Origin of the sequence: Pseudoalteromonas sp. S1609 (assembly GCF_005887255.1) — a bacterium.
GTDB lineage: Bacteria > Pseudomonadota > Gammaproteobacteria > Enterobacterales > Alteromonadaceae > Pseudoalteromonas.
In genome coordinates this window covers 1-21,590 of sequence record NZ_PNDJ01000051.1, presented here as the reverse complement: position 1 = coordinate 21,590, position 21,590 = coordinate 1, and the positions used below count along the sequence as shown (strand labels likewise).

The 21,590-nt window shown below is 38.5% G+C and carries 21 protein-coding genes; 7 read left to right on the top strand and 14 right to left on the bottom strand.

Going from position 1 to position 21,590, the window contains the following annotated elements:
* Window positions 1-247: 247 nt before the first annotated feature.
* The 9 genes from CWB76_RS13310 to CWB76_RS13275 all read right to left on the bottom strand — a co-directional run bounded on the left by CWB76_RS13310 (window position 248) and on the right by CWB76_RS13275 (window position 7,564).
* Window positions 248-1,477, bottom strand: a complete 1,230-nt coding sequence (locus tag CWB76_RS13310) for a secretin GspD/PilQ domain-containing protein (protein WP_138608251.1) — start codon at window positions 1,475-1,477, stop codon at window positions 248-250.
* Window positions 1,458-2,510: a zonular occludens toxin domain-containing protein gene (locus CWB76_RS13305; RefSeq protein ID WP_138608249.1), complete on the bottom strand. Its 1,053-nt coding sequence runs from the start codon at window positions 2,508-2,510 to the stop codon at window positions 1,458-1,460. Before CWB76_RS13305 ends, CWB76_RS13310 begins: the two co-directional genes overlap by 20 nt.
* 2 nt (window positions 2,511-2,512) lie before the next feature.
* Complete coding sequence (locus CWB76_RS13300) at window positions 2,513-2,884, bottom strand: DUF5455 family protein (RefSeq protein ID WP_138608247.1); 372 nt, start codon at window positions 2,882-2,884, stop codon at window positions 2,513-2,515.
* A gap of 12 nt (window positions 2,885-2,896) precedes the next feature.
* Window positions 2,897-4,372: a hypothetical protein gene (locus CWB76_RS13295; RefSeq protein WP_138608245.1), complete on the bottom strand. Its 1,476-nt coding sequence runs from the start codon at window positions 4,370-4,372 to the stop codon at window positions 2,897-2,899.
* A 55-nt stretch (window positions 4,373-4,427) separates the two neighbouring features.
* Window positions 4,428-4,664, bottom strand: coding sequence for a major coat protein (locus CWB76_RS13290; RefSeq protein ID WP_138571185.1), 237 nt, complete (start codon window positions 4,662-4,664; stop codon window positions 4,428-4,430).
* 97 nt (window positions 4,665-4,761) lie between these two features.
* Window positions 4,762-4,845 carry a tail virion protein G7P-2 gene (locus CWB76_RS20585; protein WP_414704805.1) on the bottom strand — a complete coding sequence of 28 codons (84 nt, stop codon included), beginning with the start codon at window positions 4,843-4,845 and terminating at the stop codon, window positions 4,762-4,764.
* Between the two features lie 47 nt (window positions 4,846-4,892).
* Window positions 4,893-5,216, bottom strand: coding sequence for a hypothetical protein (locus CWB76_RS13285; protein ID WP_138608243.1), 324 nt, complete (start codon window positions 5,214-5,216; stop codon window positions 4,893-4,895).
* A gap of 99 nt (window positions 5,217-5,315) precedes the next feature.
* Complete coding sequence (locus tag CWB76_RS13280) at window positions 5,316-7,307, bottom strand: replication endonuclease (protein ID WP_138608241.1); 1,992 nt, start codon at window positions 7,305-7,307, stop codon at window positions 5,316-5,318.
* A 2-nt stretch (window positions 7,308-7,309) separates the two neighbouring features.
* The gene (locus tag CWB76_RS13275) at window positions 7,310-7,564 is read right to left on the bottom strand and encodes a DNA-binding protein (RefSeq protein ID WP_138608239.1); all 255 of its coding nucleotides are present in this window, start codon (window positions 7,562-7,564) and stop codon (window positions 7,310-7,312) included.
* 106 nt (window positions 7,565-7,670) lie between these two features.
* On the opposite strand from CWB76_RS13275, the gene CWB76_RS13270 reads away from it, so the two are divergent.
* On the top strand, window positions 7,671-8,027 hold the full coding sequence (locus CWB76_RS13270; RefSeq protein WP_138608237.1) for a bacteriophage CI repressor: 357 nt from the start codon (window positions 7,671-7,673) through the stop codon (window positions 8,025-8,027).
* A gap of 258 nt (window positions 8,028-8,285) precedes the next feature.
* On the opposite strand, the gene CWB76_RS13265 is transcribed toward CWB76_RS13270, so the two are convergent.
* Window positions 8,286-8,537: a hypothetical protein gene (locus tag CWB76_RS13265; protein ID WP_138608235.1), complete on the bottom strand. Its 252-nt coding sequence runs from the start codon at window positions 8,535-8,537 to the stop codon at window positions 8,286-8,288.
* A gap of 412 nt (window positions 8,538-8,949) precedes the next feature.
* On the opposite strand from CWB76_RS13265, the gene CWB76_RS13260 reads away from it, so the two are divergent.
* Window positions 8,950-9,945 carry a phage integrase gene (locus CWB76_RS13260; RefSeq protein ID WP_138608233.1) on the top strand — a complete coding sequence of 332 codons (996 nt, stop codon included), beginning with the start codon at window positions 8,950-8,952 and terminating at the stop codon, window positions 9,943-9,945.
* Window positions 9,946-9,957: 12 nt separating this feature from the next.
* On the opposite strand, the gene CWB76_RS13255 is transcribed toward CWB76_RS13260, so the two are convergent.
* Window positions 9,958-10,545, bottom strand: coding sequence for a hypothetical protein (locus CWB76_RS13255; RefSeq protein WP_138608231.1), 588 nt, complete (start codon window positions 10,543-10,545; stop codon window positions 9,958-9,960).
* A 4-nt stretch (window positions 10,546-10,549) separates the two neighbouring features.
* Complete coding sequence (locus CWB76_RS13250; RefSeq protein WP_138608230.1) at window positions 10,550-11,521, bottom strand: hypothetical protein; 972 nt, start codon at window positions 11,519-11,521, stop codon at window positions 10,550-10,552.
* A 385-nt stretch (window positions 11,522-11,906) separates the two neighbouring features.
* Here CWB76_RS13250 and CWB76_RS13245 point away from each other — a divergent pair, with 385 nt between their 5' ends.
* Window positions 11,907-12,665 carry a sulfite exporter TauE/SafE family protein gene (locus CWB76_RS13245; RefSeq protein WP_138608228.1) on the top strand — a complete coding sequence of 253 codons (759 nt, stop codon included), beginning with the start codon at window positions 11,907-11,909 and terminating at the stop codon, window positions 12,663-12,665.
* Here CWB76_RS13245 and CWB76_RS13240 read toward each other — a convergent pair.
* Complete coding sequence (locus tag CWB76_RS13240; RefSeq protein ID WP_138608226.1) at window positions 12,658-13,293, bottom strand: SDR family oxidoreductase; 636 nt, start codon at window positions 13,291-13,293, stop codon at window positions 12,658-12,660. The two genes, CWB76_RS13245 and CWB76_RS13240, sit on opposite strands and share 8 nt — an antisense overlap.
* 289 nt (window positions 13,294-13,582) lie before the next feature.
* The gene (gene mnmC / locus CWB76_RS13235; RefSeq protein WP_138608224.1) at window positions 13,583-15,592 is read right to left on the bottom strand and encodes a bifunctional tRNA (5-methylaminomethyl-2-thiouridine)(34)-methyltransferase MnmC2/FAD-dependent 5-carboxymethylaminomethyl-2-thiouridine(34) oxidoreductase MnmC1; all 2,010 of its coding nucleotides are present in this window, start codon (window positions 15,590-15,592) and stop codon (window positions 13,583-13,585) included.
* A 178-nt stretch (window positions 15,593-15,770) separates the two neighbouring features.
* Here mnmC and fabB point away from each other — a divergent pair, with 178 nt between their 5' ends.
* The 4 genes from fabB to CWB76_RS13215 form a co-directional block, all read left to right on the top strand.
* Entirely contained in the window at window positions 15,771-16,982 is a 1,212-nt protein-coding gene (gene fabB / locus CWB76_RS13230) for a beta-ketoacyl-ACP synthase I (RefSeq protein WP_138608223.1), read from the top strand.
* Between the two features lie 108 nt (window positions 16,983-17,090).
* Entirely contained in the window at window positions 17,091-18,212 is a 1,122-nt protein-coding gene (locus CWB76_RS13225; protein WP_138608221.1) for a 4-phosphoerythronate dehydrogenase, read from the top strand.
* Between the two features lie 45 nt (window positions 18,213-18,257).
* Window positions 18,258-19,274: an aspartate-semialdehyde dehydrogenase gene (locus tag CWB76_RS13220; RefSeq protein WP_138608220.1), complete on the top strand. Its 1,017-nt coding sequence runs from the start codon at window positions 18,258-18,260 to the stop codon at window positions 19,272-19,274.
* 349 nt (window positions 19,275-19,623) lie between these two features.
* Window positions 19,624-21,590, top strand: a 1,967-nt coding sequence (locus CWB76_RS13215; protein WP_283235061.1) for a FimV/HubP family polar landmark protein, incomplete at its 3' end; no start/stop codon positions are given.

Here is a 21,590-nt window from a genome sequence, read left to right as displayed (position 1 = left end):
AATAGGTATATAAGAGAACGGTTTATCAAAGGGGAGCGCGCTGCGCTCGGGGTATGTGCCTAGGTAAAGTATTGGTCGCTTTGCGGCTGCGGCCATTTTAGATTGAATATAAATTTAATATTTATGTGTGGCCTACATGCGTAAACGCATAAGGTGCAATCTAAACTATGGTTTTAAGCCAGGATAATAAGTGGTTTTTGCAATCATTTTTGCTTTGCCGGTTTCAATCCTGGCTGTGTTTTTGCCATCAAAAAAGTTGCACTTTAATCATAACAGTTAGCTCTCTTTGAACTTTATTAATGGTTTCAGTTTTAAAAAGGCTACCTATAAATGGCACATCTTTTAAAACTGGTACTCCTTTTTGGCTTTTTCTACTTTCCTCACTAACTAGCCCACCTAAAACGATAGTTTGGCCATTAGATACAGAAACAGTTGTTTGTATTGAGCGTTGATTTGTAATGATATCACTTGCAAAAGTTGAGTCTGTAACGCTTGATGACTCTTGATTGATTTTTAATATTACGCTGCCATTTTCGAGTACATGAGGGATAACGCTCAATGAAACACCTACGTTTTGGCGTTCAATTCTTGTTGAAACTCTACCGCCATCGGTTGTGTCCTGAGCAATTAAAAAAGGTACGTTTTGTCCAACAGATATAGCACCGCGCTCTCTATCCATAACAAGGAGTGTTGGTGTAGATAAAATTTTAGTGTGTTTTTCGGTTGATATAGCATTAATTACAGCGCGTAAATCACCACCTGATGAATAGACCGCAGAGCCTCCAGTTAAAGGCTGGGTGGAAGTTAAAGCGCCTAGAAGGTTTGATGTTAAGGTAAAGCCTGTATTCTTTAATGCTGTTGATAAGTCTATACCAATAGATGAACCATCCCCTGCATCAGTTTCCATAATAACGGCTTCAATTAAAACTTGTCTGATATTCTTGTCTAGGGCGCTTCTTAGGTTTGCTAGATTTTCATGGGCCTCAGGAGTCGTAATTACAAGTAATGAATTTGAATTTGGAAGAGGGGTTACGCTTGGTATTTGAAATTTTACATCATCAACTTTTTCCATAAATTTTTTGTCTGATTCAGGTGTTTCAATTGCTTGTTTAAATAAAGGAAGCAGCTTGTCGTTTTGTATATGAGTAAAGCTATAAACTCTAGACTGAAGAGCGCCAACGGTTACGATCTGATTTTCATCGCTTTCAACACGAATATAATCATCGTAATTTAAAACGATTAAATTATTCGATTTACAAATTTGCTCTAGTAATAAAATAACGTCCATATTACTTAATTTAGGTATATGTGCAGTTACCAATGTTTGGCTTGCTGATTGAGAAACAATAACAGACTTTCCAGTAGCATCTGACACCCAAGATGTTAGATCTGTTATCGGTGCATTCTTTAATTGAAAAGCAGTCTCAGAGAAGCTTGAAAAGGATATAAGTAGCAAACTAACAAAAAATATTTTCATTAGAATCTCCTTTGTTTAATTGGATATTGCAAGGAGTAACTACTTTAATTTTATAGCCTTTAGCCACTAAAAACTCTGAACTTATGGCATTGCCACTGGAAGTTTGAATTATAAAATTAGTAGCATTAGGTAATTCACTAAAAGATGTGATTTTATAATCTTTAAAATTAATTTTTGTATCAATAATTGATGGTTTGGGGGTATCTGGCATTACTGTTTCAGGTTGTGAAAAATAAATGTAGAGCATCGGTAAAAGTGCGCCTAAGAATAATAACTTGGTTTTAGAGTGCTTTTTTAAATAAACTTTTGTAAGGCGCATAATGTTCCTTGCTGTCATAGGTAGTTGATAGCGGCCATGTGTGTAATAGCTTGGTAAAACTGAATATGTTCCATGTTCGTAGTCAGGTGAAAAGATTTGCTTAGTGTCATAACAACTATAAAGACGGATGCCGACTGTAACCCATTTATCGACAGTTAAAGAAGTTGGCAAAGTACCGTATTTAACTATTCCGAAATGGATTTTTGGTAGGGGTAATTTTGAGCCTGTCAAAACTTTAAATAAGCCGCCAATAAAGGGAATATTTAGCTTGTCTGTCCGCCTGCAATGAACAACTAACTCACCTAGCGCTTCTCTTGCTTGCTTATCGACAAGGCTTATATTTTGTATTAGAAAATCAATATCCCAACCTTTTTTGCGAGCATGTAAAAACCAGTTAATAATCTCCTGTCGTGATTTATCGTTCCATGTGCGAGAGTTAAACCAAGTACCGCATTCATCAAGAACGATAAGGCCATTTTTTGATTCATCGTATGAGCGGTTGCCAATTCCGATCGTTTCAAAATCAAATAATTCAGGCTTATCTGGTAGCCTATAAAGACGCGTGTTTTTTTTATCGCGACCTATCATGTTCACAAGGTTTATATTTAGATTCGTAGCAACTGGCAGACCTTTTTCAAGTCTTTCTTTGATTCTATTTACTGAGTTTAGTGATTTTCCAGCGCCTAACTTACCTGTAATAAAGTGTACGGGCATAATTATTTACCTCTTCCAAATGATTCGATGAAGTACACTTTCCAAACCCAAACATAGCGAATTGCATGTGCGCTAATTAAAGCTGCAACACATAAGGCCGCATTATCAGGTATTACTAAAGATGCAGCATGTACAAGGTAATCAGGGGCTACTAGTGAGATACCGAGCATTAATGATTTTATGGCAGCAAAAGCGGCTACTGTTAAGGCGACTAAAGCGGTAATAATAGTCAACTGCATTGCTAATTTGGTTGTCATCCACTTAGCAAAAAATGCAACTAATTGACCAAAGATACCAGCTAGAAATGCGACTAGTGCAGGAAGGCGCATAAGGTTTGCTGCCCCCGCGATTATTGGTAGTAAAAATACTGGCATTTTATCTCCTAATTAAAAGAAACTTGTTTGTGTTTGTGCACTACGAGGAGTGATACCCGACATCAAAATAGTTATTAATTTTAAAATCGTATATAGACCAAGCAGCCATCCAAAAAGTGATTTGAATTTGTCTGAGAACTCACACGTAATAAAGTATTGTTTGCCATCACGTTCATATAAAAGTAAAGGTATGCAGGTACTTGCAGAGGGTAAGAATGAAGTGAAATAGTTCATAAATTCAGATAATGCAGACTCATTCATTTCAGCGCCTAAAGGTGAACCATCTTTAATTTCGTTAATTTGAGTTTCAAAATAATTAGTGTACTCAGACATCAAACCATCAAAGAATCCATCCACTTCATTTAATGTATTCTCTATTTGCTCGGACGTTAAACCGTGCGGTGTCTCACAATGGTTATTTTCAGGTGTAGGTTCACACTCAGCAGGGCATGAGTTGGTTTCAGAGGGGATGCATTTTTGGGTGTTTTCTTCTATTCTTGCAAGTATTGCATTAGTTTGATCAAGCTTAGAGTTAGTATCATCCACGTTGAAATTGAGGGCTGTGGTCTGCTTTGCAATGGCATTAACTATGTTGTCAGATTGGCTTTGTGTACTTGCCTGTAAGTTTTGTATATCTCGGGAAACCGTAAAAATAGCATCTCTATTTAAGGCTGCATTTGAGTCATTAGTTTGCTTGAGTTGGTCTATTGAAAGGTTAATACTAGAAGTTTGATTTTCAATATTATCAATTATTGCTGATTTTAAGCTTTCAGATGAATCTTGTACTTGAGTTTTAATATCACCTATAGCACCGCTTAAGTGTTCAGAAGATGTTTTTTCTTGATCTTTAAAATCCCTTATAACTTGAATTAATTGCGAATCATCGTAACCAGAATCGGGCGGAGTAACAGGGTCGGGGTCAACTGGGTCCGGTTCTATTGGGTCGGGCTCAACAGGCTCAGTTGAACAAATTTCTGTAGCAAGCTTATAGGAGCCATCGGAGCATTGTTGTAAATCAGGTCTGTCACAATTTGGGTAGCCCAGTAAATCAGGTGGGAATCCATCAGGGCAGTTTTCAACGGGAGCAGTCCCGCAAAGTGTTGGGTCTATGACCTCGCATGACTCAGTTGATAGGTTAAACGAGTAATTAGTGGGGCAGTTTTTGTTTCTACTATATTTATAACCACAAGCTCGTTGTTGTGTATCACCATTTGCAGGTAAACGCTCATATGTCCATATTCTAAAATCGCCAAAACTGCTAGGACAAGACTCTAAAAGACTCCAATAAGCTTCTACCACTTGAAAGCGAGCAGAATAGTCGTTTGTAGGCTTAAAGATAACAATACTATCAGCTGAATATGCTTGATAAAAAAAATCAAAATCGGGGAGTGTTATTTGTGGGTTATCTAATGGTTCAGCAGTAGCTGGGCATTCTTGAGAAATGGAGCGAAAGCTAATAAACAAAAATAAAACAACTAAGTTTTTCATATTAGAGCCTTGAAAAAGGCCAACTTTTAATTGGCCTTGTAATGCAAGTTATTAATTAAGTAGCGCTCTTAGAAAAGCGTTTGAATAATTTAATTAAAATAAATGCTCCAACAATCACAGGAACTACCGTCCATGCCAATGTTTCAAGCTCAGTAATTTGAGCTAAAAAATTAGTGAATGCTGTAGTAATACCGGGTGGTAACGCTGATTCAGCAAAAGCTGAACTTGATACCAGTAATGAACTTACAATCCCAGCTTTGACAAGCTTGTTTTTTAAAATATGTTTTTTCATGATGTAGAAACCTCAATCATCCTTTCAAAGTATTTAGGTAAAGCGCCAAATACCCAACCTAGGGCAAAAGCACCGATAAAATAAGAAGACAAAGTAATCACCTTTGACCCCCTTTAATTGCGCCTAGGCCAAAACAAATAGCCAAGGTTGCGCAAAAGATCGCGTCATAGATAAGACGCATGTTCAGTATTAATTCGTTAAATTGCTCAGGGCTCATTTCCATGACAATCAGCCTTTTGGTTGCTCTGTATCAGCAATCGAATTAAGTCGGAAACCCTTCCATTCCATCTGGCGGGCTACGTTAGCGCCTTCGTAGTATTCAAGGTTTAATAAGACTGGTTTTAAGCCCCAGCCACTAGGGTCTGATTGCAGCTTTTCTAGTTGCTTATAAACACCACTTTCAACTTGGTCAGGCGTTACCTTTACACTCCAAATGCTTGCAGGGCTTTTTGTATGAAATTTAAATTCACCAGCCACAGGCAAGGGAACACCTTTGTCATCCGTTTTGTTTACGATTTTTAAATCTGTAATTGCACCTTCGATGCTAGCCATAGTTATTGCTCCTTTGAGTAGTCTTCTATTAATTGTTTCTGTGAAGTTATTAAATCTATAATTCGCTGCTGATAATCCATAAATTGCCTCAGGTTACACTTAATGACACAAGTCCAAGGGCGCGACTTCGTCGCTTGAGACATTAGAAGCCAAAGCTTCGTAGTCCATGAACAAGCACATGTTTTGGTAGTCTTCGATTGCACAAGATTCTAGGAACTGCATATCTTCTTCACTAGGTGCAAATAAACGCCCGTCATCGTGCCAACCTTGTATTTGTTCTGATACACCGCACATGATTTTTCGCTGTGCTTTAAGGTCAGTTTCAGTGAGTATTTGAGTAGTTCCACGGCGAGTGATTACTACAACAGCATCCCACGCAACGCCTAAAATTCGGTTAGCTGGCTGGTCTCCGTATTTTGTAGCGAAGTAAGGCGACTTCGATTCTGAGCGACTAATCTCACCTGTAATACGGTCTACAATGTCGGGAATTTGGTAATGAATGCGAAGTGTTTGTTCTTTACGCTTAACCTGTACTCCACCCATCGCTAAACAAAAGGCTTTCCAATCTGATGAGTCAGCAGCATGACGAACCTTCTCAAGTGCGTATTTTGAAACTGTATCTAGTGTTGTATTCATTGCGTTTGCAACCTCACATTTGCCAGTGTCGCCTTGGCCTAATCGTCTAAGTTCACGCCAAAGAGTGACTGAAGGGCCGCCAATTTGTTGGAATCGTCGAAGAGTGAATTGATAGGCCCATGTTGATGAAGATTCCGCAGCATCAGCAGTCGGTATATTTATTTCACCAGCTTGAGGACAAACGACTTTATCAATGTTATTTCCCGTAATTGCTTTGGTAATATATTTAGCAATATAACCAGCAGCAGAGCCTTTATTTTTATTAATCCTAATTGCTTTGAAGCGGGTACTGCTTGTTCTAAATTCATTAGGGCTATCTTCCGTACACAGCTTTTTCATAATTGTACGAACTTGAATAGCATCACCTTTTTCCATAAATAGAAGCATGTGCCAATGTGGACAACCGTCATGATGTGGTTCAACTACTCGAAACCCATAAGGACGTATGTTTTGCTTTGAAAATAAGGCGCGAGCACGCTTCCATATATTGTTGAAATACTCTTGTGTATCTATAGGGCTCAAGAAATCATATTTACTATTGGGTATGCCCGTGTAGTGCACTGAGTGATAGCGACTAGGTGCTGACAATGTGTAAAACTCACCACGATGACCGTGCATATCAGCTAGTTCTTCAAAGCCTCGGATACGAACCATAAGCTCGGCCGCTTGTTGTTTACCTGATGTATGTGAACGTTCAATAATTGATTGCAGTGTTTCAAATTCATCAAAAGGGTTTGCACCATCTGGTACTGCGAATAAATTTGACATTAATTCAGCTGACTTGCGTTTACGCTCTCGACGCTTACGAATTGAATAATTGGAAACATATGGGCTTGCTTTTTTATGAACAAGTCGTAAATCACGAGCTAATTGCTCAACAGTAAATGCCTGAATTTTGCGTAATTTACGGCGCCAAAAAATTGGGTCAGCAAATCTGTTTAATACACCTCTAAGTGAGTCTGCGGCTAAGTAACTGCAATAAGGCGTATTCAATTCAGGTGGTTGTATATCGAAAGAGGTTAAGTATTCAGAAAGTAATTTATAAACAGATAATTGATAACCGTGTTTGCTAATTTTTAGCTCACAGTAACGCGCTTTTTGTTCAGCAATTTCTATTAATTCATCATCAGAGCAAGATAAATTGATATACCCATATTTGAAATTACCAATGGTTAAAACCTTATCGGCTGCTTTTAAGCGTTTATTGGCTTCTGCTAAATCGTTAAATTTTTCAGCAAGGAAATACCCAGTACTTAGCATGTGTGCAAGGTTTGAATGACGTTCAAAAATGCGATTGCGCCAAGCTTCAAAGTCAAAAAAACGTTCTTTCATTGGTTTTGATACATTTTCAAATATATCTTTCGCAGTGCAAGAAGGACGCAAACCAGCAGTTAAATTAATTGCTGTATTTAAAGGAAAAACTTCTGAATATTGCTGTTCTGATAGAATAGCCATTTTTAAACCTGCTTATCTGAAGTTAAGGCCATATCAATATTTGCTGCTTTGGCTGCTTCGGCATAAAGCGCAATCATGTTGATATATTTTCTTACTTTTGCTGGATTTTCACTTGGCGAGCATGGAGGTGTATAAGTTGGCAATTTTCCTGCAAAAACGGCATTAACAACGTCTTTTACTGTTAGCCCCTGTAGGCGTGCATACTCTTGATATGTCAAAATAGGGGCTGGAATAGATAAAATTAATTGGTTGCTCATGCTATATTATCTTTAAGGGTGTTAATTCAATAAAAAATAGCGTAAACCCATTTTATATATCGGTCAAACGGTTTTTTATATGGGTTTTGGTTTGTAGGTATCCAAAATGCAAAAAGATTCTAAAGAAGTGTTTGAAACTATTAGGGTTCTATATGGTTTTAAAAATTTAACTGAGTTATCAATTTATTTTGAAAAAAATGGTAACTGGGGCGCGCAAATGGCAAAAAAGGGATCAATTCCATTTCCTCAGTGTGTTCAGGCCTCGATAGAAAAACAAGTTTCAATGGATTGGCTATTGTTTAGTGAAAGCAAACCTGTATTTGATATAAAGGCGTTAATTAACGAGGTTAAAGAGGGATTGTATGAAAGTCATGAACTTGGAATACTGCCTGAACTAAATGAAGATAGGTTAGTTACTACATCAGCGATAATTGTCAAAAGAATAGAAAAAATGCAGCATTAAAGCTGCATTTTAATCATTGTCTAACAACAGTTTGAAATAAAATCTTGTCATCTTTTGTCTGTTTTAATCCGCCTGTTTTAATGTACGCAACTATTGTAACCTGATTGCAATCAACACCTGAACAAATCGTAACTTCTGAAATATAAGTGATTAAGTCATCAATATTTGGCGGCTTTAATCGGATTGATTTCCTGTAAGAGTTTTCCTTATTCCTGAAATTTAAAAGGTTGCAAACAGGGCAAATAAATGTGTTTGTACTCACGATAATTTTAACTCAGGGATATGATTTTCAGTTTCACATCTTTCTAGATATAAAGATAATCGAGAGTCCCACTTTTGCTTTTCATCAAAGCGTTCATTTAATGGCAGTTGCTTTATATTTTTGTACTGCACTAGCAGTTCGTTAGCAAGCTCTTCTAATGGTTTATTACTATCAGAGTCTATAGGGGCGAAAATAAATGGTAGCAAAAGTGAACCATACATTGCATATACCCAATATTCAGGAGGCATAATATTTCCTTTATTTATCAGAGTTAGAGTTTAGTTTTTATCAAAATTAAATTTACTTGGAGCAAAAGCAACAGAAACTAAGTTCAGCAACTTGAAAAGTAAGTAATGCCCAATAAAAGTCGGGAGCATGGAGCTATGGGCAGATAAGCCGACAACATTAAAATAGTATAAATATCATTCTAAAGCAAAGTTTTTTGACCCGTGATAATTATGTTGTTAAATTAGCTTTGTTAGAAATACAGACAACGCTTTTAAACTTACCTAGAGTTTAAAGTAAATATTTGTTGTTGACTTTTCAGGTATACGGATATATTTTTAATGGGCAAACAACAAACGATTTTCGCTTTGTGCTTCCAACACAAAACGAATGAAAGCCGCTTTTTAGCGGTTTTTTTATGCCTTGAGAAAAGTTATGACAATCAAAAAAGTTGATGGTGGTTACAAAGTTGACATTCGTCCTTGGGGTGCTGATGGGCGTAGGATTAGAAAGGTTTTTTCTACCCGTGGTGAGGCGCAACGATTTGTAAATCATACTATTGCCGAGGCGGAAGATAAGCCTTGGAAACAAGAAAAAATTGATAGCCGTCACTTATCTGATTTAGTTCAGCTTTGGTACAAAGTGCATGGTCAAACTTATGCTTCCCCTCAACGTGCTTTAGCTAAATTAGAAATGATTTGTGAAGCACTGAAAAATCCAATTGCTATGAACTTACAGGCTAAAGATTTTGTTAAATGGCGTGGTGAACGTATGTCGGGTGAAACGCCAATAAGCCCGAAAACAGCTAATAATGACCTTGTATTAATTAAGAGTATGTTCAATAAGTTAATTGAAGTAGGGGAGTTAAAATATCCGAATCCCTTAGCTGAAATTAAGCCTTTCAAACTGCAACAAACTGAGCTTTCATTTTTGATGGAAGACGAAATAATTACACTACTAAATGAGTTAAAGCGCTCTACTAATCCGCATATTTTAATCGTGTCTAAAATTTGTTTGGCAACAGGTTGTAGGATAAGTGAAGCGTGTAATTTGAAAGGTTCTCAGGTTATAAAATCAGGCGATAGCTACCGCATCACCTTTATTAATACCAAGGGAAAAAAGAACCGAACTGTACCAATTAGTGAAAAGTTGTTTAATGAGATCCCTAAAAGGTCAGGCCCATTATTTGCAGATTGTCGAAAGGCTTTTGAAAGGGCGGTAAATAAAACGGATATTAACTTACCAAAAGGGCAGTGTAGCCATGTTCTACGTCATACTTTCGCAAGTCATTTTATGATGAACGGAGGCAACATTTTAGTGTTACAGCAAATACTGGGTCATGCAAAGATTGAGCAAACCATGGTTTACGCGCACTTTGCACCAAGTCATTTAGAAGATGCTATTAGGTTTGGACCTAATATAAATAGCTAGGAACAATAGCTTCTATGATTCAGAGTTATCTTCTTCGTCCTGTTTTGAATCGTTGTCCTTTGTGAACCTGTCAAAGTTTATGAGTAATTTGTGTAGTCTTTTAACTATCATTAATGTTGTTAATATAGTGCTGCATATTGCGAAAACAACCAATGGATTAATTACATACAGATTTAATTTTACTAATTCTAAATCTACTGTAACTATCTGTAGTAAAGAAAATACAACCAATAGCAAGGAGATTAAAATACCATAGCAGATATTATGATAAAGCTCTTTTAAGGTTGTGAACAAAGCATCGAAGTTTGGAAGTTGTTCAGGTGATAACTTTTCTCTACGATCATAAATTTTACTTCGTTGGTCATAAACTAAAACAAGAACACTAATTAGTAAGGCTGAAAAAATAGCACCGAAATTTATTAAAGCAGAACGTAATTCCTGACTTACTGTTAAACAAAATACTATATTGATCAAAACAATTACTAAGGGTATGCCCAAGAAGACTAGTAAATCTAAAAAGCTAATTTTCTCAGATTCATCGTCTTTTAGTGTTTTATAGTGTTCTAAAATAATTTGGAAAATATCAACTTTAGAGCTCATAGTATCACCCAGATATATTTAACTGATAAGCCTGCTTTTTGTATATACCTTTCAGTATATCATTAGTCAATTTATAGGACCATTTTTGCATGGAAACGAATATTGGTTGATTGCCATCCATTTCAACATCCTTCTTACCATCTTCGTTAATTAGTATGTCACAAAAAGCTCCTTTTGCATTTGCACCTACAGTGAAAGAGCGACTAACTTTATTTAGTTTAGCAGTAGTTGTTACATAAGCTCCTTGTTCGTTCAAAACTGCAACAAATTCTTGTATTTTTGGGTTTTTATTATTTCCTATAGCATCTTTTAAATAACCAAATGAAGATTCAGCTATATTCTTTTGGCGTTTAGGTTTTATAGAAAATTCAACATTACATTCTGCGATGCTTGATATAGAGTCAGTTATATCAGAAAATCCTTTATAACCTTTAACATTAAAAGATTTTATTTTTGCTTTATCGATCCATTCAGAAAGAGCTTCTTTATGTGAATAGGTTCTGAATTCAAGAGTTGATTGAGTTACGTCTTTAAAATGACCTTTAAATATATCTGCAAACAAAGATTTAACTCCAACGCCCATACTTTTATGGAAAAGGGCAAGGCCTTCTGTTGAGCCTGATGGAATGGTAAATTGAATGTAGTGTTTTAATACCTCAGCATCATTCTCTAGTTTTGGATACTTTAGATTACCAGTTTTTTTATCTCTTATTTCGCTTTTTATACCGTACCTGCCAGTTTCAAAAAATGCAGAAACAGTTCTATTTTTCTTATCAAAATTTATATCTTTAAAACTGTAAAGTTTACTTTCTTTTGGGTAATCATAAATGTGAGCAGAGTGTTTAACCATAAACTTATGGATCATATCTAGAGTATCATTTGAACGGACATTGGACAGGTTATGATAGATTGCTATTTTTTTTTCTTTATCACGCTCTTTAAAGGAGCTAATCTGATACGGAGTAATTGCGTGCATTGAAATCCCTTTTTATAATTGTGACCACATAATGCCCAAACTTAAAAGATTACACAAGACTTTAGAAGACACTATAAGTAACTAAGGTTATGATTTAAAAGTAAGTACTTGTTTTTATTAGTTACACGCAACAATCGAGGCTTTTCGGACGGGGGTTCAAATCCCCCCAGCTCCACCAATAACGGTTTTTAAATTCGTTTGTTTAAAAACCCTAAAAAACCCGCAACTTGAGCAATCAAGTCGCGGGTTTTTTTATGGCTGAAATTATTGAATTTATTGTGCTTTGGTTTATCTTGCGAACCCCGAACCCCATACCACTAAAAGACTAGTCGCTTACTTGCCTATTTTTTGTATTATGAGTTAATGATTAACAGCGGGCATAGATATGGATATTTTTACAGCTGAACACATTTCCCCTTTAATTTCGCTTTTACTCATTTTACTAGCGGGGTTTACTTCGTTTGTATCGGCGGCTTTTGGTGCGGGCGGTGGTTTAATGCTGTTGGTGGTAATGGCGTCGGTTATGCCTATGGCGGTGGTGGTGCCGGTTCATGGTTTAGTGCAGTTGGGCTCTAATGCCAATCGGTTGTTGTTAAGTATTGCCCATCTTGATAAGCCGATGTTGTTGTATTTTACTCTGGGTGGATTAATTGGCGCGGGGCTATCAAGCCAAGTAGTAAGCGGTATTAACCTTGATAGCATGAAGCTGTTTGTGGCTTTATTTGTGATTTATTTACTGTGGGGAACAATTCCTGAATTTAATAAAGACTCACGATTAGGGCGCTTACTAGCGGGCTTAATAACCGCATTTATCTCGACTTTTGTCGGAGCAAGTGGGCCTTTGGTAGCGAGTTATTTACATATTAATCATTACGATAAGCTTAAATTTACCGCGACTTTTTCAAGTGTTATGACCTTGCAGCATAGTTTAAAAGCCGTTGTTTATGCGGGGCTTGGCTTTAGCTTTTGGCAATGGTTGCCGTTAACACTGGCGATGATTTTAAGCGGAGCCATTGGCACCTGGTTAGGGATTCGATTACTTAAGCGGCTCTCGGTGGCGCGTTTTAGGGTTATTTTTAAAGTGATTTTAACTCTGCTTGCCATGCAGCTTGCATGGCAAGGAGTGAGTGTAATGTTTACTTAATAGCGGCTTTTATTGGTTTGTCGCCATCAAATAACTCAAAAATACGATTGCTATTAAATGAGTTTGTAGCAACGTGAAGCAATGCGTTGGCTACATTTTCGCGGCTAATTTTAGCCTTTGACTGATCGCTAGGACGTTCAGTTGTAACTTCCAAAGAGGCACTGTCGTCGGTTAATGTTCCTGGGCGGACAATTGTGTAATTGAGTCCACTGTGAATTAAATGCTCATCAGCCATATGTTTTGCTACTAGATAGGGCTTTAAGTCACTATCTATTGCATCTGGATCGTCTGCGCCAATAGAGCTGACCATAATAAAGTGTTTTACACCGTGCTCTTTAGAATAAGTTGCCGCTTTTGTCGCTGCCCACAAATCAATAAGTACGGTTTTATCTGTGCCTGTACTTCCACCTGAACCTGCCGCAAAGATAACTTGGTCGCAGCCATTAATGGCATTTGAAAAGTCACCTTCTAAATCCTGTTCAACAATACTTAAAAATGGGCTATCTAAATCATGCAGTTTGCTTTTGTCTCTTACAAGTGCAACAACATTTTGCTCATTTTCTAAAAGTAGTTTGGTAGCCATTTTACCAATTTGACCACTTGCACCAATAATTAAAGTCTTACTCATAATTAATTCCTTCTCAATATAGTGTAAAGGTTGTTCGTACAAACAGACCTTGGGGTAGGGAATTATTTTTAAAGGGTAAATGGGATTTAAATGAGCTTATTTTAAAAAACATATTAGTTAAAAAGTCATTACTTAACTGAGTATTAAAATTAGCTATTTTTAATGTGTTTTTTAGAACTTTTACTCGATCCTTATAATTACTTCGGTTACATAGTTACGGTGGTATAAGCTAATACCTACATTGCGTTCTTGATAATTACAATAAAGGGTTTTGTAGGTATTATTACCTTTAAATTTTATTGCGAATAAGATCACGAACAATAAAACGTCCTGGATGAATTGCTTGGCTTACACGCTCACTTAGTGGGCGAGGTTCATTGTTTAAACTACTAATTAAGTGCTCGGCAGATAACGGTGCACTGCATAATGCTCGCGCGCCAAAGCCGGTAAAAATATGTAGGCCCTGTTGTGGTTTTTCTAACGACTGATATTGATAGCGCTTGCCCAAGCGTAAATTAGCAAATGCATGTGTATAATCAGTTTGCTCCACCCATTCACCGGCCATAGGTAAGTGGTCAATAAAACTACAGCGAACAGCGGCTTTGGCTGAGCTAATATCGCCTAAGCTAGTGGCAAATTCAGTGTTGTTATAAAAACTCAGTAATTGCTCGCGGTTAGTGTGGTTGTCTTGCTCGGTCACTTCACGGCTTTTGCTATTTTTTTCAAAGGTGGCGCCCATACAATGATGATCTAAATAAGCGGGAGTGAAATAGCCTTTATGACACAGCACAGTATTAAGTTTACGTGATTGCTTGCTTGCCTGAACATGTGACACTTGGCCGCGAACGCCAACAATGGGAAGTGTTTTGGTTTGCGTAAATGCATCACTGTGCTCACCAGTACAAATAATCACATCGCTAAAGGGGCCAAATGTTTGCTTTTGCGTGGTTAAGTACCAACCATCGGGTTGTTTATTAAATTGCTCAATATGGCAGTTAAATAGGCTTTCAAACGCATTTAATTGCTGTGCGGCATCTAACATTGCACAGACTAGCTGCGGGGGATTAACCCAGCCGCCTTGTTCAAAAAACACCCCTGAGTAACCTGTTTTAACCCCAGCGATAGCATCACCCTCATCAGCAGTCACATTTCGCATAAGCTGCTCTGGCCACAGTTGTTTATCAGCGAGGTTTTGATGGCGATCTGCCAATGGCTGTTTTACTGCATGTTGCAGCACACCACACCACTGGTGATCAAACAAAAAACCATTGTTGAGTAATTGATTATAAAGCCGCTTTGCATATAAAAAACTGTGGGCAAATAATTCACTATGTGGCGAGTTTTTTGCTTGTAAATGCGGATACACAGCCCCTTGCACATTGTGCGATGCCCCCATTGCGGGTTTTTCATCTTGGCAAAATAAGTGGCTTTTTATCCCACGCTTTGCGAGGCTATAAAGGATGCAACTGCTCGCTATACCACCGCCAATAATAGCCACACTTGAAAGCGGTGAGGGGTGATGCTCAAAATAGGCGGGGGCTGATTGTTTTGGGTTGGCTTGAGCAAGTGTGCCAATTAGCATCTCACGCTTTCGGCCAAAACCTTTGGCTTTTTGCATGCTAAAGCCTGCCTCGTTTAGTCCTCTGCGCACAAAGCCCGCAGCGGTAAACGTGGCTAATGTGGCATTGCTTCTAGAAATATCAACCATGGCGTTAAATACACTTTGCTGCCACATGTCGGGGTTTTTACTTGGCGCAAAGCCATCTAAAAACCACGCATCAACCAGTCCACTTTGTGGGTAGCTCATGCTATTAATACATTCCAGTACGTCGCCAAAATAGAGGTCGAGGATTACACGGCCATTGGCAAATTCTAGTCGATGGCAGCCATTTAAATTAATCGGGTAGAGGGCAACGAGCTGCTTGCTTAAATGGCTTAAACTAGGCCAAGCTTGCAAGGCTTGTTTTAAATCATTTACGCTAAGTGGATATTTTTCAAAAGAAATAAAATGTAATCGCTGTACTGTATTTGGCTGTTCATTTTGAACTTGTAAGCACTGTAAGTGGTCAGAAAACTGCAGCCATGCATTTAAAAAGTTAAGCCCAGTACCAAAACCGGTTTCGGCAATAACAAAGTGTTCACGGTCATGATTTTGTAACCGTGTATCTATACTGTTTTGTTGATAAAACACATAATGCGATTCAGCAAGGCCGTCGTCATTAGAAAAATAAACATCGTCAAAGTCATTGGCAACTGGTGTGCCTAAGTCGTTAAAGTGTATATGGGCGTTTTTTATCATGACCAATTCAATTTATAGATAATTTTTTAATTATTTTACGTGTTTTCTTTGAAATAGTCTGGCGTTATTTATAAGCTGTAGCTTCAGAGTACAAGTGTACGCTAGAAAGCTGACCACTTAGATGATTAAATTCGCGTAAAATAGAACACAATTAAGTATTAAGCTAAGGGAATTACCCATGAGAAGAGCCGTAATAACAGGCATCGGTGTTGTATCAAGCATCGGCAATAATAAACAAGAAGTATTAGAGTCACTTAGAGCTGGTAAAAGTGGTATTGCTTTTAATCAAGAATTTGCTGATTACAAATTGCGTAGCAATGTATCAGGTAAAATTGATATTGATGTTAAAGAGCATGTTGATCGTAAAGCAATGCGCTTTATGGGCGATGCGGCGGCTTACTCTTATATTTCAATGGCGCAAGCGATTGAAGATGCGGGTCTTAGCGACGAGCAAGTATCAAACGAGCGTACTGGTTTATTAGTTGGCTCTGGCGGTGGTTCATCAAAATGGCAAGTAGAAGCGGCTGATATTCTACGTGAAAAAGGCGTTAAGCGCGTTGGCCCCTACATGGTGCCACGTACTATGGCAAGTACCACCTCTGCATGTTTAGCAACGCCGTTTAAAATTAAAGGTGTTAACTATTCAATTAGTTCTGCGTGTGCGACTTCTGCGCATTGTATTGGCCACGCGGTGGAACAAATTCAATTAGGCAAGCAAGACGTTATTTTTGCAGGCGGCGGTGAAGAGCTTCACTGGACGTTAGCAATGGAATTTGACGCTATGGGCGCGCTTTCGACTAAATACAACGACACACCTGAAAAAGCATCACGTACTTATGACGCAAACCGCGATGGTTTTGTAATTTCAGCCGGTGGCGGTATTGTGGTAGTTGAAGAACTTGAACATGCACTTGCTCGTGGCGCGCATATTTACGCTGAAATTACCGGTTACGGCGCAACCTCTGACGGATACGACATGGTTGCCCCATCGGGCGAGGGTGCAGCACGTTGTATGCGTCAAGCTATGCAAAACGTTGACAGCATTGATTACCTAAATACCCACGGTACATCAACACCGGTAGGTGATGTTAAAGAGCTTGGCGCTATTCAAGAAGTATTTGGTGGTAATTCGCCAATGATCAGTGCCACTAAAGCAATGACAGGCCATGCACTAGGTGCTGCTGGTGTACACGAAGCTATCTTTTCATTATTAATGCTTGAGCACGGTTTTGTTGCGCCATCTATCAATATTGATGAGTTAGATGAACAAGCGGCAGGCTTGAATATTGTAACTGAAGCAAAAGACGTTGAACTAAACACGGTTATGTCTAACAGCTTTGGTTTTGGCGGTACTAATGCCACGCTAGTAATGAGCAAATACAAAGGTTAAGTTAACCGTTACCTATTTTAAAGCCGAGCAAAATGCTCGGCTTTTTCGTTTGTGCTAATAGGGGGTTGTTCGTTACAATAGCGCCTCATTTCGCCAAACGGACTCACAATGAAAATTCTTGCCGATCAAAATATGCCTTTAGTTGAGCAATTCTTTAAAGATATGGGTGAGGTTGAACGATTTGATGGCAGGCAATTAACTCCTGAACAACTTATCGATGTTGATGTACTGCTTACCCGCTCAGTTACTCAAGTTAACAGTGACCTATTAGCACAGGCGAATAAACTAAGCTTTGTAGGTACCGCTACGATTGGTGTTGATCATATTGATACCGATTTACTCAACGCAAAAAATATTGATTTTACCAGTGCGCCTGGCTGTAATGCCATAGCCGTAGCTGAGTATGTAATAAGTAGCTTATTTGCATTAAGTCAAGAAAATGCCAGCCCGTTAAGCGGTAAAACAATCGGCATTGTGGGTGTAGGTAATATTGGTAGTTGCCTCGCGCAAAAATTAAAAGCGCTTAACGTTAATTTACTATTGTGCGACCCAATTAAGCATGAGCAAGGGCTATTAACCGAGCATGTTGAGTTAGATGAACTATTAGCGCAGTCAGATATTGTCACTTTTCATGTGCCGTTAGTTAAAACGGGTAAGCACAAAACCTTACACATGCTTGATAAAACACGCTTAACTAAACTTAAATCTGGGCTGACTTTAATCAATGCTAGCCGAGGCGATGTGATTGATAACCAAGCCTTACTTGAAGTAATGCAAGCCGGATCAGAGCTCGATTTAGTGCTGGATGTTTGGGAAAATGAACCTAACATTTTAACTGAATTACTTGAGCACGTGCGCTATGGCAGTGTTCACATTGCAGGGCATACCCTTGAAGGTAAAGCGCGAGGTACACAAATGTTGTACCAGCGCTTATGTGAGCTAAAAGGGGTTAACGCAATAAAATCGCTTGATGATTTTTTACCGCCTCCTGCGATTAAAAAAGTCACCCTAGAAAGCAGTTTTAGCGAAACAGATATAGCCCGTTTAGTGCATTTAGTTTATGACGTACGCCGTGATGATGGCATTTTACTCCGTCACTTGGCCGATGAAGGCTTTGACAGCTTACGAAAAAACTACCCAACCCGCCGTGAGTTTAGCACTGTGATGGTTGAAGGTGATAGCACCGAGCTTGCTGCACTTGCCCAGCTTGGCTTTACCACAGTAAACTAATTTAATTAGCGCGGTTGTTTTAACCGTGCTTACAGAGGATGAAATATGTCGCAAAAATATAACGTTGCCGTACTCGGCGCTACCGGCCTTGTTGGTCGTCAAATCATTGAAACTTTGGAAGATCGTAAATTTCCGGTCGATCAGCTGTTTTTATTAGCAAGCAGCCGAAGTGCCGGCGAAGATATAAAGTTTCGTGGTGAGAGCATAGAAGTACGCGATGTTGAAGGCTTTGACTTTAGCCAAGCGCATATCGGCTTATTTTCTGCTGGTGGCAGTGTGTCTGAAAAGTATGCCCCGATTGCTGCAGACGCAGGCTGTATTGTTATTGATAATACCTCACATTTTAGAAATGACTTTGAAGTGCCGCTAATTGTGCCAGAAGTGAATGCAGCGAGTTTAGCTGATTTTAGAAACCGTAATATAATCGCTAATCCTAATTGCTCAACTATTCAAATGATGCTTGCGCTTAAACCTATTTATGATGCCTACGGTATTGATCGTATTAACGTTTCAACCTACCAAGCAGTGTCGGGCGCAGGTAAAGAAGCGGTTGATGAACTAGCAAAACAAACAGCTAACTTAATGAATGCACGCCCAATGGAAAACGACATTTTTCCTAAGCAAATTGCGTTTAATGTTATTCCGCAAATCGATAGCTTTGAAGACAATGGCTATACACGCGAAGAAATGAAAATGGTAAACGAAACGCATAAAATTTTAGGCGATACGACCATTGCAGTAAACCCGACTTGTGTTCGTGTACCGGTGTTTTTCGGTCATTCTGAGTCAATTAATATAGAAACGCGTATGCCTTATGACTTTGAGCATGTGAAGCAATTATTGAGCGATGCACCGGGTGTTGAGCTAATTGATGATGCGGGTGATTACCCAACGGCTGTCTCAGATGCCAGTGGTAACGACACTGTTTACATTGGCCGTTTACGTGGCGATATTTCACACCCACATGGATTAAATATGTGGGTAGTAAGTGATAACACCCGTAAAGGGGCTGCAACCAACAGTGTGCAAATAGCAGAAGAACTCATTGCTAATTACATGTAATTAGCCTGAAGATAGTGATAATCCAATAAACGGCAAACCTAAGTGGTTTGCCGTTTTTTTGTGCTTTAATTGCCATTTTTTTGCCACTTACAAACAACTGCGGTGTAAACACTTTGATAAACAACATAAAATTATTTTTATCTAGATGTTTAAGGTATTTATTTTCAATGCGTTGCGATGGATATTATGGCTTAACTGGTTTATAGTTTGTAACTGGAATAGAGCTTGCAATAAAAATAGATTGTAATAAAAATGTGCGTTAGCCACGTGGCTAACAACGGCAAGAATAATCAATGTTTAAGCGCCAATTTAAAGCGCTGTGTTAACATTTAAACATTAAAGGATCAGCATGCGCGGTTTCGTTTCACTTATTATATTAGCGTCTGCACTGATGGTAACGACTGTTTACTCTCAAGACAGTACCCAATTAAGAGGGCCTAAAGGCGCAGATTACGGCGCACAGGGGCGTTCTATTGGGCCAATAAAACCAACCGATACACTTTGGCGCATTGCCGTTAAGGTTCGTCCTGATAATTCAGTTAGCATTTACCAAGTTATGCAGGCCTTGTATAACAAAAACCCCAACTCATTTTTAGAACAAAATTTAAATCACATGCAAAGCGGTTCTTATTTAAAGATACCTACTTTGGCAGAAATTAGACGAGTAAACCCGCAATTAGCTAAGCAACGCTCTGAGCAAGATGATGACCTGTGGGAAAAAAAGAAAAATGGCACGCTTACTCAAGCAGAAATTAACTCAGCACAAACACAAGTAACACAAGCTCGCAAAGCTGATGTTGATGAAGCAAAAAAAGAATTACAACAAGAATTAAAAGCGATAAAAACAGACCAAGGTAATAAATTAGTTGAGCTTCAGCAGCAGTTCAAAAGCTCAGTAGGTAACGTAGAAGAGATTTTAGTTGAAAACAACAATCTTAAAAAACAGCTTACAGGTATTTCAAACGAATTAGAAAACGTTCGTTTACAGCTTGGTCAAGACAGTGAAATACAGCAACAGTTAAAAGAATTAATCCTTAAGCAAAATGAGATTATTGCGCAGCAAAAATTAAAAGAGGTAGAGCAAGAGAGTGAATTTAGCTTTGCCGCATTACTTTCGAATCCTTTGGTGCTGATTTTATTAATGACCATTCCGGCTTTATTGATCATTTTTGCCGTTGTTATGTGGTTGCGCAAGCGTAGTAATAATCAAGAGCCTGAAAGTGACGATGATGAGTTTATTCCTCAAGCTCCAGCGTTTACTGATCCAATAAATGAAGAGCCAGAGCCCATTCTTGATGAAGAAGCGCCAGCTCCCGATCCGCTTGATGATATAAGCGTGCAATTAGACGACAACATGGATGACGTGTTACTCGATGATGATGTGGCATTTAACGATGATCTCGATGATGACAGTCTACTAGATCAAGATGAGTTAGAAAGCTTACTCAATGATGATGTTGTTTTTGAAGACGAAAATACTGAAGACGATGAACTTGATGTTTTCATGCAACAGGACTTTGACAGTTCCGATGGCGATGATACAGGTGATGCTATCAACCTTGATGAGTCAGATGACATTTTAAGTTCGGATGACTTAGATAGCTTGTTTGACGAAGAAGATGATGATGCTCTTCCAGATGAACCTAAAGGTGAATCGAATGATGATATGGCAGCACTTAGTGAAGAACTTGCTGAAGAGGGCGAAGACTTTAACATTGACGACTTGCTTGATGAGAATAATGAACAAGCAGATGATGTAACAACACAAGCTGATGATGACGAGTTTGATATAGACAGTTTACTCGATGCTGAGCAACCAGCAGCTCAAAGCGAAGAGCCTGATATCGATAGTTTAGTTGAAGAAGACGACGAGTTTGATATTGACGACCTGCTTGATGCTGAGCAACCGGCTACTGAAGCTCAAAGCGAAGAGCCAGATATCGACAGCTTAGTTGAAGAAGACGACGAAGTTGATATTGATGAATTGCTCGATGCGCAGCAACCGGATACTGAAACTGCAACGCAAGAGCCAGACATCGACAGCTTAGTTGAAGGATATGATGAAGTTGATATTGATGAATTGCTCGATGCTGAGCAACCAACTACTGAAGCTCAAACTGAAGAGTCAGACATCGACAGCTTAGTTGAAGAAGATGATGAAGTTGATATTGACCAATTGCTTGATGCTGAGCAACCAACTACTGAAGCTCAAACTGAAGAGCCAGATATCGACAGCTTAGTTGATGAAGACGAAGTAGATATTGACGATGTACTAGATACTGAACAACCTGAAAGTGATGTTCATGATTCTGAAAT